This window comes from Streptomyces sp. NBC_01363 (assembly GCF_026340595.1).
Classification (GTDB): Bacteria; Actinomycetota; Actinomycetes; order Streptomycetales; family Streptomycetaceae; genus Streptomyces.
In genome coordinates this window covers 6,077,108-6,093,475 of sequence record NZ_JAPEPF010000001.1, presented here as the reverse complement: position 1 = coordinate 6,093,475, position 16,368 = coordinate 6,077,108, and the positions used below count along the sequence as shown (strand labels likewise).

The following is a 16,368-nucleotide window of genomic DNA, read 5'->3' as shown; positions in this document are numbered from 1 at the left end:
CCTGAGCTGTACGCGGGTACCCGGCAATACTCCGCTGAACCCCACCTGACCCCCTACCCGGGGCGAGGCGCCGCGGTAGGTCCCGGTTCAGTCCAGACGGTCGTATGCGCCCGGTTCCCAGTCGGCGAACAGCGTCAGTTCCTGTGCTGTCTCGGTACGTTCCGGCGCTGTGGAGGTGGGCGGCCACCAGTTCTCCACCTGATGAGCGTCCACGAGGACGAAGTCCCGGTATCCGTCGAAGTCGCCGGGGTCGTCTGCCACGCCGATGTGGACGGGCGCGTCATCGGGCAGGTCCTTGAGTGCGTCGCGAAGCTGCGAGGCATTCCAGACCTGCGGGGTGTGCTCGAAGACGTCGGTCATGGGCACAGAGTGCCGGACCGGACCGCGTTGCCGGTGGAGACACGGCTACGACCGGGGCCAGAGGTCGAACTCGGGCCAGGCGGGTGACCGTACGGTGACGCCTTGGCGGACCGTGAGGTCGATACGCCTGTGACGGAACGAAGACGTCGTGGAGGGCCGCCTGTGACTCGGTGCGGGATACAAATATTTCCGACCGCATGCACCGCGTTATTCCTGGGGGAACACCGTGAAGTACACCCGCGTCACTGCTCTTGCCGCCGTCGGCGTCGCCGCCGCCCTCTCGCTCACCGCCTGTGGCAGCGACGGCTCCGGGAAGGACTCGTCCTCCAAGGGCTCCTCGTCCTCGTCCTCGTCTTCTTCGTCTTCGGACGGTGGCTCGAAGTTGCAGGGCGGCCCGGGCTCCGGCGGCTCGGAGGCCGGCAACGCGAAGTCGGGCTCCGGTGAGGACACCGAGGCGAAGGCAGCCGCGAACGGCACGATGAAGACCGGCGGCAAGGTCACGTTCTGCAAGACGCAGGACCTGGCCATCGACGCCATGGACGCCGCGCCCGACGAGGACTCCGGCAGGATCGACATCACCATGATCAACCGGGGTTCGACCACCTGCTCGGCGACGGGCTTCGCCGGCGTCGACATCAAGGACGCCGACAACACCTCGAACCCCATCGAGCGCGGCCACGCCCAGCCGCGTATCACCACCCTGAAGCCCGGTGACGCCGCTGTCTTCGACCTCGCCTACGACATCGACAACACCGGCGACAGCCTCGCGTCCCCGACCAACATCCTGGTGACGCCCCCGAACGAGACCCACACCGTGAACCTGAAGTGGCCCGCGGGCGCGGGGGACATCAAGGGCGCCTACACCGACGTTCAGGTCTACCCCACACACGACCAAGTAGGCGGTGGGTTCGCGACCTGCGCCCGGAGGAGATGTGACCCGCGCGACGGGGTGCGGGTCTGGGGCGAGGGTGGCTCGCTCCAGACCTGATCGTGCCCGTTTTGTAGGGTTTCGGCGCGCCACTCGCATCCGAAATTCGAACAGACGCACCCTTGCGGCGTGCCGAAATCCTTCCCCTTCCCGCAGGACCTCCTCGACGCCCAGGCCGCCCTCGACGAGACCCGTGCCGCGTCCGAGGAGTACGCCAAGACCCTGCCGTGGTCGGGCTGAGCCGATGCCCGGCTGGGAGAGCGACAAGCAGCTCCACAGCAACTACATCTCCGCGAAGCCGGACAGCCCGGGGTACACCGAGGACCAGGCCGCGGAAGTCACCCGCTTCCGCGCCCGGCTCCGGGAGCTCAGCATCGCTGTGTCCACACATCCCTTCTGGGATTCCGTCGAAGCCGGCGACCGTGTTGCGGCACGTATGGCGCTCAAGCACGCACACGAGCCGGCCGAGGCGTAGCCGTGTCCGGCGGCATATCCGACCTGGACAAGAACCAAGCCCTGGCCGACTGGCTGGAGTGGCAGCTGCGTCAGGTCCGGGGCCGGATCCGGGAACTGGAGATCGCGGAGCAGCAGGAGCGGCGGCGTTGGGAGCAGGCGCACGCCGCGATGCGGTGGAAGATCCAGCCGCAGCGGTCGTCGTCGGTGGCTCTGGTGCACCGCGGGGACTGTGCGCTGTATCCGGTCGAGGGTGGATTCCTCGACCGAGAGGAGGCGATGATCGCGCTGGCCGAGCCGGACATCGAGCCGTGCCAGATCTGCAGGCCCGAGACGGGGCTGGAGCAGTGTGGCTGAACGCCCGGCTTGAGAGCATGTGGGTCCGACGTGGACCGGCGGGAGGCGCGGATGAGCCTTGACGCGCTGCAGCAGCAGGCGATGCGAGTACATGATCTGTACGACCGGCTGAACCGGCGTGAACGGGGCCGGGTCTGGACACGGGAAGAGTTCATGCTCGGCTTCGTGGGCGATGTCGGTGACCTGGCCAAGCTGGTCATGGCCGAAGAGGGAGCTCGGGACATGCCGGGCGGGCGAGTGGCGCTGGAGCATGAGCTCGCGGACTGTCTGTGGTCGGTGCTCATTCTGGCTCGCCGCTTTGACGTCGATCTGGAGACCGCCTTTCGCCGCACGATGACTGAGCTTGAGACCGCGATCAACATTCGGCTCGCCGGTGATGAGGAACCATCGTGAGTGCGAGGACCTACTTCGGTCACAAGCAGGCGTAGGCCGTACGGACCGCCCGACGCGCTTCTCGGGCGCCGGGCTCGCAGGATCGGTTCCGTGGAGTTCCCGACCAAGGTGGCACTGGCCCAGGCCGTCCCGGTCCTGCCCCAGGGGCCGGGCTGGTGGTACGAGCCGAAGCTGGACGGTTCTCCAGACACTTGAAGTTGTCTCATCCGAGTGGCATCGCGGCATCTCCCAGCACACTTCCGACCGGCATCGGAAGACTGACCGTTGCCAGAGTGGTGACGCATTTCTGCGGGGTCACGTGCAGCTGTTCTTCACCGACCAACGGAAGGTCGGCCAGGTCGCTGGATTGAGTCAGGCAGAGCTGTCAGCTCTGTTCGCCCGGCGTCTGGTGCCTCCGGGTACGCCGATCCTGCTGGATGAGGCGATGCGCCCGGTCGAGCCGGTTTCGTCGATCGTGGGCACGCAGTGCGAGAATGACCACCGGCATCATGCCCACGACTGGCGCTCGGGCAAGAGCAAAGCGTCACGCCGGCGGCGTGGTGAGTTTGACGGCCACGGCGTCGAGGACCCAGTCCAGGCCGGTCGCGAAGGATGCCTCGGCGTCCACGTCCGTGCCGTCGTACACGGCCCTGGCCAGCGCCGGGAAGCGGCCGGTGGCCAGCATTCTCGTCAGATGCGGGCCGGAGGCCCGCTGCCAGTCGAGCTTGGACAGGCCCGTGGCGCGCTCGGCCCGCAGGTTCGCGATCTCGCGCCTGGTCGCGCCGATGAAGTAGGCGCTGACAGTCTCCACGGCGCGCATGACGGTGTCGATGTCCGCGAGGCCGTCGAAGGCGGCCAGCGTGGCCTCGGTCACGGCAAGGCGGTTCGGACCCAGGGCCGGGCGACCGCCGAGAAGGTCGGCCAGCCATTCGTGGCGGAGGGCGGCCTGCCTGGTGCGCTGGGCGAGGACGTGCAACGCCTCCCGCCAGTCACCGGGCTGCTCCTCGGCGCGGATCTCGGCGTGGACCTCGTCCACCATGAGGTCGAACAGCTCCTCCTTGGTGGAGATGTATCTGTACAGGCGCATGGGGCCGGCGTCCAGGCGGGCGGCGATCTTACGCAAGGACACCGCCTCTAGCCCGCCCTCGTCGGCCAGCGCGATGGCTGCGGCGACGATCCGCTCCCGGTCGAGCGGCACGGGTTGAGTCGGCGGCTCCGGCCGGTCCCACACAGTCATGGTGACATTGTACCGTTGCGATACATCGTAATGAACTAATACAGTGTATCGGCATGACGCATCGCATCGCAGTGGTCGGGAGCGGTCCTGCCGGCCTTACCTTCGCCCGTGTCCTGCACCGCCATGGCTACCCCGTCGCCGTCCTCGAACGCGATCCCGCCCTCGACGCCCGCCCCCCGGGCGGCACGCTCGACCTGCACGAAGGGCTGGGCCAGCTCGCACTGGACAAGGCCGGTCTGCTGGCGGAGTTCCAGGCACTGTCCCGTCCCGAGGGGCAGGCCATGCGCATCCTGGACACGGACGGAACTGTCCTGCGCGACTGGCGACCCCGTCCAGATGAACAGGCCAACCCCGAGATCGACCGCGGGCAACTCCGTGACCTGCTGCTCGGCCCTCTCGACGTCCAGTGGGGTCGGGGCGTGACGCAGGTGGTGCCGGGGACCCGGGACGGCGTACTGGTCCACTTCGCGGACGGGCGGCAGGAGACGTTCGACCTCGTGATCGGCGCGGACGGCGCCTGGTCCCGGATCCGCCCGGCGGTCTCGTCGGCGACACCGCACTACACCGGCGTCACCTATGTCGAGGCCTCCCTCGACGACGTAGACACCCGCCACCCCGACCTCGCCCGGCTGATCGGCGACGGTTCCGTGGCTGTGTACGGCGTGAACCGAGCTCTCGTCGCCCAGCGCAACAGCGGCGGCCACGCCAAGGTGTACGCCCAGTTCCGCGCGCCGCTGGACTGGCACACGAACCTGGACCTGGCCGATGTCGAGGCCGTGCGATCGAGCCTGCTGGCTCTGTTCGACGGCTGGGCCGCTCCCGTCCTCAACCTCCTCCGCCACGGCAACGCCTTCGTCCACCGCCCCCTCTACGTCCTGCCCGTGTCCCATACCTGGACCCACGTCTTCGGAGTGACGCTACTGGGCGACGCCGCCCACCTGATGCCCCCACTGGGGGCCGGCGCGAACCTCGCGATGCTGGAAGGCGCCGAACTCGCCGAGTCCATCGCCACCGGCCCTGAAGATCTGGACGAGGTCGTCCGCGCCTTCGAGGAACAGATGTGGGCACGGGCCAGCAGGTGGGCGAAGATCACGACGGCCGGTCTGGAACGCCTTGTGAGCCCGGATCCCTCCGAAGCCCTCGCCTTCTTCGACCAAGTCCAGCCATCCCGACTGCACAGCGCGAGGGCACCAGCACCAACAGCTCGCCATGGCTTCACGGGACAGTACGACACCGCCGCAGTCCCTTCCGGCAAGACCACCGCTGGACTGTCTCATGAGACACCTCAAAGTCTGGAGAACGGCGGCCACGGGATGGTGCTGCGTCGTACCGGCGAGACCGTTGTGCTGTACGCCCGGTCCGGCAGGGGCGTCACCCAGCACTGGATGGACTTGGCCGTCGCCAGCATGGTGCTCAGGCCAGACACGGTTTTGGACGGGGAGGCGACTCTGCTGCGTAATTCGTCAGGCGGAGAGTTGGTAGCTGAGTCGTTCGAGCCTGCTGTGGCGGGCGCGGTCGAGTGGCCCGGTGGTCCAATGGGCGTCGAGCCGGATCACGTTGAGCGCGGTGGCGGAGAAGGCGTGTTGGAGGCGGACTTTCGGTAGGCCGCGGTAGCGGGCCCGGCGGATGCCGGTGATGTCGAGGGCCTGGTTGATGGTGCCCTCGACGCCGGCCCGGAGGGCGTACTTGTTCTTCCAGGTGTCGGTCTTCTGCTCGGCGCGGGCCCTGGCGAGGTTGTCGTGGAGTTCTTCGGGCCTGAGGGTGAGCATGCGACGGCCGGTCTTCGAGGTGGTGCACTGCTTCTGGAAGGGGCAGTCGCGGCAGGTCAGGACGCTGAAGGTGACCACGATGGCGTCTGTGCCGTGTTGCTGGACGGGGTTCCAGTGGGAGCTGATCCTCCCGGCGGGGCAGCGGACCTGGCGGGTCTTCCAGTTGATGGTGAAGGCGTTCTTGTCGAAGCCTTCGGCCGCCTTGGCCTGCGCGGAGTGGTCCAGAAGGACCGGAGTGACCATGCGGATACCGTCCTGCGTGGCCTTGGTGATCAGGTCGGCCGACGGGTAGCCGGAGTCGAGGTAGTGCTCGGCCGGTTTCACGCCGTGCTCCGCGAGGCTCTGCTGGATGGGAGCGGTCGCCTTCACGTCGGGCACGGTCGCGTCGGTGGTGTGCACGTCGGTGATCAGATTCGGCATCCTCCCGGCCCCGGACCCGGACCCGGCGTCGGCGTCGGCGTCGGCGTCGGCGTCGGCGTCGGCGTCGGCGTCGGCGTCGGCGTCGGCGTCGGCGTCGGCGTCGGCGTCGGCGTTGGCGTTGGCGTTGGGGAGTGTGCCGCACGTTTCGGTGAGGTGGATCTTGTAGCCCATCCAGAACAGGTCATCGCCCTTGGCCGCCCAGCGTGCGTCCGCGTCGTAGGGGGAGGCCAGGCGGAGTTGACCGGGCGGGACGCCGTCGTCGGCGTCCCGCTTCCTGATCACCTGCCGTCCCCGGGCATCGGACCGGATGATGTAGGTCTGCACCAGGACCTGCCGCAGCAGATGCACCGCCTCGACCTCATGGATCCACACCGGGGCGTCCTCGGCCCAGGCCGCCCGGCACAGGGCGAGGGCGTCCTGGCCGAAGACCTGGGCGAGGCGGTCGCGTTTGGCCTGTGAGGACGGCATCCGCCAGCCGTCGGTCCTCGGTCCGTACCGCTCGGCGAACTCCGGCACGTCGATCTGTCCGGCCAGCCAGATCGGCGCCGCGACCGCCAGAGCCTCCAGCGCCGCCCGCACGCTCTCCCCGGCCAGCTCCAGCCGGTTCAAGTCCCGCACCGCACTGATCACATGGGTGGAATCGGTGCGCTGCTTGCCCCCGGCCACCACCAGCCCGGCGTCCTTGCAGTGCTCAAGGAGCCGGTCGAAGACCACCCGCTCCATGCCGTTGTCCGCGAGCCGGGCCCGGAACCTGGACAACACGCTGGCATCGAAGCCGGTGTCCGTCAGCTCCGCCCCAAGCGCGTACTTCCAGTCGATGGCCCGCACCGCCATCGCCACAGCCTGTCGATCAGTGAGGTCCTCGGCGAACTGCAACACCGTCACCAGCGACAACACCCCCGGCGACAGCCCCGGAGCCCCACGCACCCCGAATGCCCCCGCGAACGGCTCGGCGACGAAGACTTCCGCAAGGCGGTCCCGCACCCGTATCGCCAGGCTTCCCTTCGGGAACGCCGCCCGCGCCACCGCCACGGTCTGTTCCGGGATCTCCGGCAGCCCCACCGGCCGCATCGACATCCGTACCGCCTCCACGGCCGCACGACAGAGAAGCGACCTCAAGAACGATCATCACGGACCCGACCTCACCCCCGCAGCGAATTGCGCAGCAGAGTTGGAGGCGGTGATCTGGCGGGACGGCCGGCTCGACTTCGCAGCCGCGCAGTCACGGGCCGCGTCATCCGTGACCCGGGCCCGCGCCCTGGTACCCGGCCTCTTACATCTGCTGGGACGTCCTGCAGCACCCTGACCCGGCGATCGGTGACTGTCGAAGTCGCCCGTACACCGAGCGCCGCGCCTTCCTCCTGGAGCTCCTCGCCGATGCCGAACCACCGATCCAGGCAGTTCCGGCAACCGACGACCGGGACGTCGCCGCGCTCTGGTACGACGCCCTGCGCGAGCAGGGCATCGAAGGAATCGTCTGCAAGCGGGGCGGAGCAAGCTACCCGTCGGGACGGCGCAGGGGGTGGGTCAAGGTGCGGCACGCGGACACGGTCGACGCACTGGTGGTCGGGTTCACGGGGCCCCGGCTCCGGCCGCACCACCTGGCGCTCGCGGTGGGGGACGAGGGCGGTCCGGTCCGGTTGTCGGCGCGGCTGGCGCCCGTTCTCGCGGCACGTATCGGGTTGGCCCTGACCAGTTCGACTGTGGTGGGAGACCGCCGGACGCAGGGGGAGACGTACACGCGGGTGGAGACGGACCTGGTCGTCGAGGTGCTGGCCGGGGCAGGCCGGTATGGGACGCTGATCGTGACCCGGATGCGGTGAGTTACGGCACGTCGCCCTGCCAGTCCCACCTGTCCGGTGTGCCAGGCCTGGGCTCGTACTCGGCTCGGCCGCCCGGACCACAGGCGCCGATCTCCGTGATCAGCATGGTCCCGGTTGCTCGTTCCTCAGCTGCCCAGCCGGTGGCGTCAAGGAGCAGCCCGTCCAGTGGGCCGCCGACCAGTTCCACGTATTCGTGTCCGGGCTGCGGGCCGGGGTCGGGGTCGTTGTGGTCGGCGCCATACACCGGCGCCGCATCAGCCCGTCCATGCGGGCAGGATCGCACCGACCACTGACATTGGTTCGGGCTACGGGGCAACCTCGTACTTCACGGTGTTTGTGCAGCCCTTGGCGAGCTTCTCCAGCGCGGCCCGCTCCTTGTCGTCCGCGGTCAGCTTCCAGCGGAGCTTCGTTGCGGTCCAGTCGGCCAGGTGCACGACACCCCGGCCGGGCCCGCCGCCGGCCTTCGCCAGCACCCAGCCCGACGGCCGTCATTGTTGTGACGCCCAGGTACCGGTTGTGGCCGCTGGCCGTTCGGCTCCGGCGACCAAGTCGGTGAGCGGCAGGCCAAGTACCGGCCTGATGCCTCCCGCGCCCCTGATCGCCGACCTCATTGAGCATTGTTCATCTTGAAGTTGCAGGTCACGGGGCTGGCGTGGGTCGAGGCTGGGGTGCTCGTGCCGGTCGGGGGCGTGATCGGTAGCAGGTGATCATCCGGCGCATTGCCGGTTCGCCGGAATCGCGATGCCGGGTCCAGAGGGCTTCGTAAGCTCCGAGGAAGCACGGGCGGGAAGGGGCTATTGATGGCGGATGTTCTGGTCTGGGTGATGCAGCGGAGGGTGGTGGTGCTGGCCGATCGCGCCGAGCGGCTGCGCAAGGAGCTCGCCGGGATCGATGCCGAGGTGGCCCGGCTGGAGGCTTCCGAGGTGGTGATCGGGCAGTTCATCGAGGCCGAGCGGAGCGGGCAGGCTGACGACCGGGCCGTGGCTGAGGAGTTGGAACGGGTAACGACGGCACCGGGTGCGGGCGGGATGCTGCTGGTCCCGCACCGCGAGCCGGGCGTGGACGAGAGCGCGCTGCCCGCCGACTACCAGGCGATCATGAAGATGGTGACCGCGGCTTCGGAGCCGGTCCCGGCCAAGGACGTCAGCGTCCAACTCGGCAGGGGCACCCAGCCCGGGCAGGTCGAGCCGGTCCGCGACAAGCTCAGGCGCCTGGCGGACCGGGGCTGGCTGCACCGCACCCCAGCCGGCCGCTTCACTGCCCTGCCGCAGCCGCCGGTCTGACCGGTCGCGGCTGGATTTCGGCGTAACGTGCAGGCCCCCGACGGGAGTTGGGGTGTCCATGCGAAGGAAAAACCGCCCCGTCGAGGGCACTGAAGGGCTTGTCTACCAGTGCCGCCTGCCGCTGTCGAGCGCCACTTTGGACCTGGTCTCCGGCCTGGTCCGCGGTCACCTGAAGAAGATCCGCTCGCGCTGGCGCAAGCTCCCGCCCGGCCGGATCGCCCTGATCGTCCTGGCGGGCCTCCGCCACGACCAGCGGCTTTCCGACATCGCGGGCGGCAACGACGTCTCCGCCTCCACCGTGCGCCGCTGGCTGCTGGAAGTGCTCGGCCTGCTCGCCGCGCGGGCCCCGCGCCTGGACCGCGCCCTGAAGAAAATCGCCCGGAAGGGTGGCGTCGTTGTGTTGCTCGACGGCACCCTCGTCCGTACTCGCCGACGCACCGGGGACGCCAACCGGCCGAACTACTCGGGCAAACACAAGGCCCACGGCCTGCTGTTCCTCGCCCTGACCGACGAGCGCGGCAACCTGGTGTGGATCTCGGCGGCGAAGCCGGGGCGCTGCTCGGAGATCACCACTGCCCGCCACAACAAGATCACCGCCCACCTGCGGGAGGCCGGCCTGGGGGTGCTCGCCGACCTCGGCTTCGTTGGCCTGGACGACAATCCCGACGACCCGGTGATCGTCACCGGCCGCAAAGCGACCCGCGGCCATCCCCTGACTGCCGCCCAGAAGGAGGCGAACCGGCTGGTCAGCCGCGAACGAGCGGCGAACGAGCACGGCTTCGCCGATCTGAAGAACTGGCGGATCCTCACCAAGGTCCGCATGAACGCCCGCCACGCGACCATGCTTCTGCGGGCTCTCCTCGTGCTGACAAACGCCGAGGTCCAGCGTTGACGGACGATCACCTGCTACCGATCACGCCCCCGACCAGCGCGAGCACCCCAGCCTCGACCCACGCCAGCCCGGTGACCTGCAACTTCAAGATGAACAATGCTCAATGACGGGCAGCCCGGCAGCGTGGCGGAGTTCCTGATCTGCTGCGGGATGACGTGAAGTGCTTCGGGTGTAGCTCGTTCTGAGGGAAGGGCCGAGCTGGGCTCTGCCACACACGATGCGCGGAGCCGACAGTGATCCTCTCGCGTGGGACACCCGGGGTAAATATCCATCCAGGTGCGAACCACGCCCCAGTCGGGGCGGTGGGAGTCGGCCCACATCCCGTACGTCCCACCGTGACCGATGTCCGAGCGCCTCAATGCCGGCTGGCCGCAAAACGGATTAACTGGCCAAGTGCCGCAACACATGACGTAGTGGCCCTGTACGCGACAGAGGGTTCTGGCACAACTTCTGTGATGACGGCCGGCCGATCGCTGCATCGGCTCGGTAAGTGAGCGGAAACAGCAGGTCAGCGGGACTGTAAAACGTTCGGTGTAACTCCCGATCATGGAAGATGCATCGATGACCAGCAATAACGTGACCGAGGCCGAGTCCGTCGAGCCGTCTGAGACGGTGCCGGCGAAGTCTGTGGACGACCGGCTGATCGATGAATTGGTGGGACGGGCTCAGGCCGAGGGCCTTCAGCTGACCGGCGAGGGCGGGCTGCTCCAGCAGCTGACCAAGCGGCTCCTGGAGTCCGCTCTCGAGGGCGAGATCACCGACCACCTCGGCTATGACAAGCATGATCCGGCCGGGAAGAACGGCGGTAACTCACGCAACGGCACCCGGGCCAAGACCGTGCTGACCGATGTCGGCCCGGTCGAGATAGTCGTGCCCCGAGACCGGGAAGGCAGCTTCGAGCCGAAGATTGTCAAGAAGCGGCAGAAGCGTCTGTCCGGCGTGGACGAGATGGTCATCTCGCTCGCGGCGAAGGGCCTGACGACCGGTGAGGTTCAGGCCCACCTGGCCGAGGTCTATGGCGCCGACGTATCGCGCCAGACGATCTCCACGATCACCGACAAGGTCCTCGAGGGCATGGCCGAGTGGCAGAACCGGCCCCTCGACCCTGGGCGGTTTCTAGCGGTGATTGCGAATCACGGAAACTGTGATGCTATGCCCCAGTCTTGCATGACCTCGGACGGACTACGGTCTCCCAGGACCATTCGGGGGCGGTCGTTGAGCTGACGGGCCACGGCCGTCAGGTTGCGCAGGGAGTGGACCGTAAGGTCGGTGCCCTTGGGGAAGTACTGCCGCAGCAGACCGTTGATGTTCTCGTTGGTGCCGCGCTGCCAGGGAGAATGAGGATCGCAGAAATAGATCCGAAAGCCGGAGAGGGCCTCTATCTCTTCATGGAGGACGAGCTCGCGCCCCTGGTCCCAGGTCAGGGTCCGCCGCAACGCTGGCGGCAGATCGGCGGTCTGCGAGACCAGGGCGTCGCGCATCGGCTGGGCCTTCCAGCCGTGCGGCAGGTGGATCAGGCGAACGAAGCGGGTCGTGCGGTCGACGAGGGTTCCTATAGCGGACCGCTGAGCGCGTCCGATGATGAGGTCTCCCTCCCAATCGCCGGGCGTTTCACGATCGTTGACCGTGGTGGGTCGGTCATGGACGAGCGTCATGTTTTTAATCTTGTTGGGTGAGACGACGCCACGGCGTTGCCGCTTGCGGCGGGTGCGTCCGGTGCGCAGTCGGCCCTCACCCTTGCCCAGAAGGCCAGCGAACAGGCCACGGTAGATCGTCTCCGGACAGGCCCGCATGCGAGGGTTGTCCGGGTGCTCGCGTGCGAGGTGTCGAGCAATCTGCTGCGGGGACCACTTCTCGTCGAGCTTCTCGCGCACTGCCGCGCGCAGCGGTCCGTGGTCGCGGAGTTTCTCTTCTTTGGGGCGTTGGCGACGCAAGAGCGCCTGGTTGTGTGCCCACCAGGGTTCGTACTCCCCGTTCTCCTTCCGGCCGCGTCCAATCTCCCGGTAGACCGTCGAAACGCTCTTGCCGATCTCGGCGGCGATGACGACCGGGCTCCGCCCGGCGCGCAGGCCGTCGGCAATGGCGATCCGGTCGTCCTGGGTCAGGAAGCGTGGCGAGATGGGAGGGTCAGGAATGATCATGCTTCCAGCATCGATGAACCAGTTGGACCCGCAGCTCACCGATACGCCCACTTGGCGGGCGGCCGCTGCCCCCTTCAGGCCCTTGCGCCGCAGCTCGAAGTACCGCCGTCTGGCCGACGACGGCATGCGATTGGCTCCTCCACGAGGCATGCGAACCATCTCCCCTCGCACGTTCGCAACCACCGATGGAATTCAAGCTGTCTATCCCGTGGTCTTCATCGACGCCATCCACGTGAAGATCCGGGTTCTGTCGACGATCTTGTGATCCGGACGGCTGAGCACGTTGCTCCGCCTGTTCGCGATCATGCATCGCGTGCTCTCGTGATGTGCTCCTCGAGCTGTTTCCGTACCTGTCCGCGTTGCTGATCGAGGAGGTCGAGCGGCGGCCGGACCAGGTAGTGCTGAGAGCGCGGGTGCGGGCGACGACTGGCTCCTGTCGGTGCGGTCAGAGCTCGGCCCGGGTGCACGGTCGGTACGTACGCAGGCTGCGTGATGTCGCCGTGGGCGGGCTCGGTGTCGTGATCGAGTTGTGCGTGCGCCGCTTCCGCTGCGAGAACCCTGCCTGCACGGCGGTGACGTTCGCCGAACAGATCTCAGGACTGACCACCCCGCACAGTCGGCATACCCCGCTGCTGCGCGAGGTGTTGACGCAGATCGGGCTGGCCCTGGCCGGCCGGGCAGGAGCCCGACTGGCGTCCGCGGTCGGACTCACCGTAGGAAAGGACACGCTGTTGCGGCTGGTCAGGGCTCTGCCCGAGCCGGAGATCGGCAAGGTGGAGATCCTCGGCGTCGACGACTTCGCCTTCCGCAAGGGCCGCCACTACGGCACGGTATTGATCGACATGGCCACCCACCGGCCGCTGCACCTCTACGACGGCCGCGAAGGCGAGGACCTGGCTGCCTGGCTCCGCGATCACCCAGAGGTGAAGGTCATTTGCCGGGACCGTTCCAGCGGTTACGCGGAGGGCGCTCGGGTCGGGGCACCGCAGGCCGAACAGGTCGCGGATCGCTACCACCTGTGGGCCAACCTCGGCCAGGCGGTCGAGAAGACGGTCAACGCCCATCGCTTCCGCCTGGCCGAACCGCCTCCCGGCTCGGCCTCCGGCCCCGACCACGCGGAGGTGGAGCCCGAAGTGGTCCAGCCACCGAAAGACCTGAAGATCGTGATCCGGCTGCGTGAGCAGCATGCTGCCGCCCATGAGCTGTGGCAGCAGGGGATGTCGAAGGCGGCGATCGGCCGGAAGCTCGGGCTGCACCAGGCCACGGTCCGTAAACTGGTCAACGCCCGCTCCGCCGATGATGTCGTGGCCAAGAACCTCCAACGAGCGCATGTTGTCGACCCGTACGTCGGCTACTTGCACCGGCGCTGGAATGAGGGCGTCAGGAACGCCGCCCAGCTCTACCGCGAAATCCAGCAAATCGGCTATCCCGGCGGCGAGTTGGCTGTTCAGCGGCATCTGCGGCGCTACCGGACCGGGCGCGGACACGCACCCGACCCGGGACCGAAGCCTCCATCGGTCCGCGAGGTCACCTCCTGGATGATGACCCACCCCGAGCACCTGCGGGACGAGGACGCCGGCAAGCTGCACCGGCTGTGTGAGCGCGATCCCGAACTCGACCGGCTCACTCTTTACATCAGGAGGTTCGCCGCAATGATGACCGGTCGTCACGGCGACCGCCTCGAAGAGTGGATCACCGACGTCGAACGGGACAGTCTGGCTCCGCTTGCGGGCTTCGCCCGCAACCTCCGCCGCGACTTCGACGCGGTCCGCAACGGGCTGTCCCTGCCGCACAGTTCCGGTGCCGTCGAGGGCAACATCAACCGGCTGAAGATGCTGAAACGCCAGATGTTCGGCAGGGCCAGCCTCGATCTCCTTCGCAAACGCGTCCTGCTCACACGGTGAGCCTCGACCGTCCGGATCACAAGATCGTCGACAGAACCAAGATCCGCGACGGCGCGGTCGCCAACCGGCCCATTTACGTGGCCCTGGCGGTCACGACCGAAGGCCGGCGGGACATCCTCGGCCTGTGGGCCGGCGACGGCGGCGAGGGCGCCAAACACTGGATGCACATCCTCACCGAGATCAAGAACCGCGGCGTGAACGACGTCCTCATGCTCGTCTGCGACGGGCTCAAGGGCCTGCCCGACGCCGTTGAGAACGTCTGGCCCCGCACGGTCGTGCAGACCTGCGTGGTCCACCGGAGCCGTAAAGAATCAACTTGTCGGTGTGTCGCTGTCGACGGATGCCAGGAGCTCGGCGCCGGTGGTGAAGCGGGTCGGGCCGGGCGGCAGCGTGATCCCGGCTTCGTGCAGGACGGGTTGGGCGTCGGCGAGGGCGTTGTTGAGGGTGCCGAGGCTGACGCCGAAGGCGTCTGCCAGGACCTGTCGGGTGCCGAGCTTGCGCTGATAGAGGACGGCGGCCAGGAGGCGTTCGGCGTCGGTGATCTTCTGCCGGAAGACGCCTCCGCGGGTGCCGGGCTGGCGTGGGCCGCCCCGCTGCTGGTGTCGACGCCGCTCGATCAAAGCGGCTTGCTGGAGGGAGAGTTGGTCGATGAGGGAGGCGAGGTCACTGCGTTCCATCCCGGTCAGGGCCGGGTCGGCCAGGCGATGCGTGCGCTGGAGCCGGGCGGTGACCGGGGCCCCGGTGCGTACGAAATCCTCGATCTCCTGGCCGCTTGAGAAGCACAGGGTGGTGGGCGTGAGGGAGATGCCGTGTTCCTGGAGGAGCCGTCGCACTTCCTTGACCGAGGGGCCGATCGTGCGCTGACACAGGCCCAGCATCTCGGCCAGCAGGTTCTGCGAGCACACGTGCCGCAGGTAGATCACGCTCAGTAGGACACGGTCCGCGGGGGTGAGGACCGGGCGCTTGTTGTCTCCGGCCGCATGGCGGCGCGGCCCGCCGCGCTTGCGGTGCAGGCGGTCCTCGCGCAGAGAGCCCAGCTCGGGTGTGATCTTCGCGGTCAGGGCTGTGAGTTCCTCGCGGCTCAGCCCGGTCAGGGCCGGCTCGGCCAGCAGGTCGAGGACACGTCGACGGGCCTTCTCCCGGTCGGTGGCCTGCACGGGCTCCTCATCGAGGGGGCCGTCGGGGCGGACGGTGTAGTTCCAGGTGCCGTGCGTGTCGTGGTACTCGATCGGCAGCCTCCTCAACTGGGCCTTGCTGATCGCGAGCCCCAGGGGGTAGCGGCCGGTGTCGAGTTCGGCTTCGACCCGCAGCCCGCTGCGGGTCCGGGTCGAGGCGATGGCGTTGACGACGACTTCATAGCTGGTCAGCGGGCGGCCCCGCCAGTTCATCGTGATGTGGGAGAACAGCCGGTGCTCGATCTTGTTCCACTTCGAAGTAGCTGGCGGAAAGTGACAGACGGTGACGGCCAGACCTGTCTCGGCGGCGAACTTGGCCAGCTCCGCCTTCCAGACGCGGTAGCGGTAGCCGTTGGAACCGCCCGCGTCCGCAGTGATCAGCAGCCGTCTGGCCCGTGGATAGTCCAGTCGGCCCCGCACCTGCCACCAGCGGCGGATCGAGGCGACCGCGAACGTGGAGGTGTCGTGGTCGGTGCCGACGTTGACCCAGCCGGTGTCTGCCGAAAGATCGTAGACGCCGTAAGGGATGGCGGCCTCGCCGGTCGGCCCGGAGAAGAAGCTGTGGTCATCGACCCGGACCGGGTCGCCCTTCGGCCGCCACTGCCGGCCCGGGTTGGGCAGCTGGCCGATCATCTCCTTCTTCTTCGTGTCCACGCTGATGACCGGCTCACCGTCGGCCTGATGCCGTTTGACCTGCTCGTTGATGTAGCGAAACTGGGCGTCCCGGTCCGGGTGTTGCTCGCCCTCCAACGTCTTGGCCTGGGCCTGGAGGCTGAAGCCGCTGTCCTTGAGTAGCCGCCCCACCGTCATCGCGGAGACCGGATGACCCTGACAGGCCAGCTCGTCTGCGAGGTTCCGCAACGACTTCGTCGTCCACCGCAGCGGCGACATCGGATCACCCCGCTCATCCGGCTCGACCAGCGCCAACAGCGCGGGCAGCAGCCCCGGATCGATCTCCTCGGCCCGCTTGCGACCTCCACCCGGTCTGCGAGTCCGTCCTGTGGCCGGCGGGGCCTCGCCCGCCTCCAGCTCGAAGACACCCCTGCGGACCGTGGTTTCGCTCACACCTGCGACCTGCGCGACGGTCCGGACACCGCCATGCCCCAGCAACCTCGCCTCTGCAGCCAGCAGCAGACGCCTCTGCCGCTCGTCCAGATGCGGCAACAACACCTCGAACCGCACGGCGAGTTGACCGCGCATCCCCTCCGAAATCGCCATACCAGGTCAACGAGACACCCAGTCGGAGACAACACC

17 protein-coding genes and 3 pseudogenes are annotated in these 16,368 nt (G+C 68.0%); 13 read left to right on the top strand and 7 right to left on the bottom strand.

What is annotated here, in order from left to right:
• Positions 1-87 precede the first annotated feature (87 nt).
• On the bottom strand, positions 88-360 hold the full coding sequence (locus OG611_RS27965) for a DUF6225 family protein (protein WP_266425032.1): 273 nt from the start codon (positions 358-360) through the stop codon (positions 88-90).
• A gap of 226 nt (positions 361-586) precedes the next feature.
• Here OG611_RS27965 and OG611_RS27960 point away from each other — a divergent pair, with 226 nt between their 5' ends.
• The 4 genes from OG611_RS27960 to OG611_RS27945 all read left to right on the top strand — a co-directional run bounded on the left by OG611_RS27960 (position 587) and on the right by OG611_RS27945 (position 2,491).
• Positions 587-1,348 (top strand): DUF4232 domain-containing protein, encoded by a 762-nt coding sequence (locus OG611_RS27960; RefSeq protein WP_266425300.1) that lies wholly within the window; start codon positions 587-589, stop codon positions 1,346-1,348.
• A 184-nt stretch (positions 1,349-1,532) separates the two neighbouring features.
• Entirely contained in the window at positions 1,533-1,763 is a 231-nt protein-coding gene (locus OG611_RS27955) for a hypothetical protein (protein ID WP_266425297.1), read from the top strand.
• A 2-nt stretch (positions 1,764-1,765) separates the two neighbouring features.
• Positions 1,766-2,098, top strand: a complete 333-nt coding sequence (locus OG611_RS27950; RefSeq protein ID WP_266425294.1) for a DUF6233 domain-containing protein — start codon at positions 1,766-1,768, stop codon at positions 2,096-2,098.
• Between the two features lie 51 nt (positions 2,099-2,149).
• Positions 2,150-2,491, top strand: a complete 342-nt coding sequence (locus tag OG611_RS27945; protein ID WP_266425292.1) for a MazG nucleotide pyrophosphohydrolase domain-containing protein — start codon at positions 2,150-2,152, stop codon at positions 2,489-2,491.
• A 523-nt stretch (positions 2,492-3,014) separates the two neighbouring features.
• Here OG611_RS27945 and OG611_RS27940 read toward each other — a convergent pair.
• Positions 3,015-3,707: a TetR/AcrR family transcriptional regulator gene (locus OG611_RS27940; protein ID WP_266425288.1), complete on the bottom strand. Its 693-nt coding sequence runs from the start codon at positions 3,705-3,707 to the stop codon at positions 3,015-3,017.
• A 53-nt stretch (positions 3,708-3,760) separates the two neighbouring features.
• On the opposite strand from OG611_RS27940, the pseudogene OG611_RS27935 reads away from it, so the two are divergent.
• A pseudogene (locus OG611_RS27935) lies at positions 3,761-4,876 on the top strand (FAD-dependent oxidoreductase); the annotation flags it as partial.
• A gap of 294 nt (positions 4,877-5,170) precedes the next feature.
• On the opposite strand, the gene OG611_RS27930 reads toward OG611_RS27935, so the two are convergent.
• The gene (locus tag OG611_RS27930) at positions 5,171-6,973 is read right to left on the bottom strand and encodes a transposase (protein ID WP_266425285.1); all 1,803 of its coding nucleotides are present in this window, start codon (positions 6,971-6,973) and stop codon (positions 5,171-5,173) included.
• Positions 6,974-7,170: 197 nt separating this feature from the next.
• On the opposite strand from OG611_RS27930, the pseudogene OG611_RS40945 reads away from it, so the two are divergent.
• A pseudogene (locus OG611_RS40945) lies at positions 7,171-7,419 on the top strand (ATP-dependent DNA ligase); the annotation flags it as partial.
• 9 nt (positions 7,420-7,428) lie between these two features.
• A complete protein-coding gene (locus OG611_RS27925; RefSeq protein ID WP_266425282.1) occupies positions 7,429-7,719 on the top strand; it encodes a hypothetical protein in 291 nt (96 codons plus the stop codon).
• 1 nt (position 7,720) lies between these two features.
• Here the strand turns inward: OG611_RS27925 and OG611_RS27920 are convergent, their stop codons facing one another.
• A complete protein-coding gene (locus OG611_RS27920; RefSeq protein ID WP_266425280.1) occupies positions 7,721-7,963 on the bottom strand; it encodes a hypothetical protein in 243 nt (80 codons plus the stop codon).
• 61 nt (positions 7,964-8,024) lie between these two features.
• A complete protein-coding gene (locus OG611_RS27915; protein ID WP_266425278.1) occupies positions 8,025-8,192 on the bottom strand; it encodes a hypothetical protein in 168 nt (55 codons plus the stop codon).
• A 327-nt stretch (positions 8,193-8,519) separates the two neighbouring features.
• Here OG611_RS27915 and OG611_RS27910 point away from each other — a divergent pair, with 327 nt between their 5' ends.
• From OG611_RS27910 to OG611_RS27900, 3 genes are all read left to right on the top strand, one after another.
• The gene (locus tag OG611_RS27910) at positions 8,520-9,002 is read left to right on the top strand and encodes a hypothetical protein (RefSeq protein ID WP_266425275.1); all 483 of its coding nucleotides are present in this window, start codon (positions 8,520-8,522) and stop codon (positions 9,000-9,002) included.
• A 58-nt stretch (positions 9,003-9,060) separates the two neighbouring features.
• Entirely contained in the window at positions 9,061-9,894 is an 834-nt protein-coding gene (locus OG611_RS27905; RefSeq protein ID WP_266425272.1) for a transposase family protein, read from the top strand.
• Between the two features lie 561 nt (positions 9,895-10,455).
• Entirely contained in the window at positions 10,456-11,118 is a 663-nt protein-coding gene (locus tag OG611_RS27900) for a transposase (protein WP_266426281.1), read from the top strand.
• Here the strand turns inward: OG611_RS27900 and OG611_RS27895 are convergent.
• Entirely contained in the window at positions 11,028-12,035 is a 1,008-nt protein-coding gene (locus OG611_RS27895; RefSeq protein ID WP_266425269.1) for an IS30 family transposase, read from the bottom strand. The genes OG611_RS27900 and OG611_RS27895 overlap by 91 nt on opposite strands.
• A 13-nt stretch (positions 12,036-12,048) precedes the next feature.
• Between OG611_RS27895 and OG611_RS27890 the strand changes: the two genes are divergently transcribed.
• The 3 genes and pseudogenes from OG611_RS27890 to OG611_RS27880 all read left to right on the top strand — a co-directional run.
• Entirely contained in the window at positions 12,049-12,300 is a 252-nt protein-coding gene (locus OG611_RS27890; RefSeq protein WP_266425266.1) for a hypothetical protein, read from the top strand.
• 61 nt (positions 12,301-12,361) lie between these two features.
• On the top strand, positions 12,362-13,939 hold the full coding sequence (locus OG611_RS27885; protein ID WP_266425263.1) for an ISL3 family transposase: 1,578 nt from the start codon (positions 12,362-12,364) through the stop codon (positions 13,937-13,939).
• Positions 13,940-13,977: 38 nt separating this feature from the next.
• Positions 13,978-14,235 (top strand): annotated as a pseudogene (locus OG611_RS27880) (transposase); the annotation flags it as partial.
• A gap of 15 nt (positions 14,236-14,250) precedes the next feature.
• Here OG611_RS27880 and OG611_RS27875 read toward each other — a convergent pair.
• Entirely contained in the window at positions 14,251-16,332 is a 2,082-nt protein-coding gene (locus OG611_RS27875) for an ISAzo13 family transposase (protein WP_266425261.1), read from the bottom strand.
• Positions 16,333-16,368 lie beyond the last annotated feature (36 nt).

Coding starts and splice junctions, on each gene's coding strand:
- OG611_RS27875 (WP_266425261.1), bottom strand. CDS start 16,332: ATGGCGATTTCGGAGGGGATGCGCGGTCAACTCGCCGTGCGGTTCGAG.
- OG611_RS27945 (WP_266425292.1), top strand. CDS start 2,150: ATGAGCCTTGACGCGCTGCAGCAGCAGGCGATGCGAGTACATGATCTG.
- OG611_RS27965 (WP_266425032.1), bottom strand. CDS start 360: ATGACCGACGTCTTCGAGCACACCCCGCAGGTCTGGAATGCCTCGCAG.
- OG611_RS27905 (WP_266425272.1), top strand. CDS start 9,061: ATGCGAAGGAAAAACCGCCCCGTCGAGGGCACTGAAGGGCTTGTCTAC.
- OG611_RS27890 (WP_266425266.1), top strand. CDS start 12,049: ATGAACCAGTTGGACCCGCAGCTCACCGATACGCCCACTTGGCGGGCG.
- OG611_RS27940 (WP_266425288.1), bottom strand. CDS start 3,707: ATGACTGTGTGGGACCGGCCGGAGCCGCCGACTCAACCCGTGCCGCTC.
- OG611_RS27900 (WP_266426281.1), top strand. CDS start 10,456: ATGACCAGCAATAACGTGACCGAGGCCGAGTCCGTCGAGCCGTCTGAG.
- OG611_RS27930 (WP_266425285.1), bottom strand. CDS start 6,973: ATGTCGATGCGGCCGGTGGGGCTGCCGGAGATCCCGGAACAGACCGTG.
- OG611_RS27955 (WP_266425297.1), top strand. CDS start 1,533: ATGCCCGGCTGGGAGAGCGACAAGCAGCTCCACAGCAACTACATCTCC.
- OG611_RS27910 (WP_266425275.1), top strand. CDS start 8,520: ATGGCGGATGTTCTGGTCTGGGTGATGCAGCGGAGGGTGGTGGTGCTG.
- OG611_RS27895 (WP_266425269.1), bottom strand. CDS start 12,035: ATGATCATTCCTGACCCTCCCATCTCGCCACGCTTCCTGACCCAGGAC.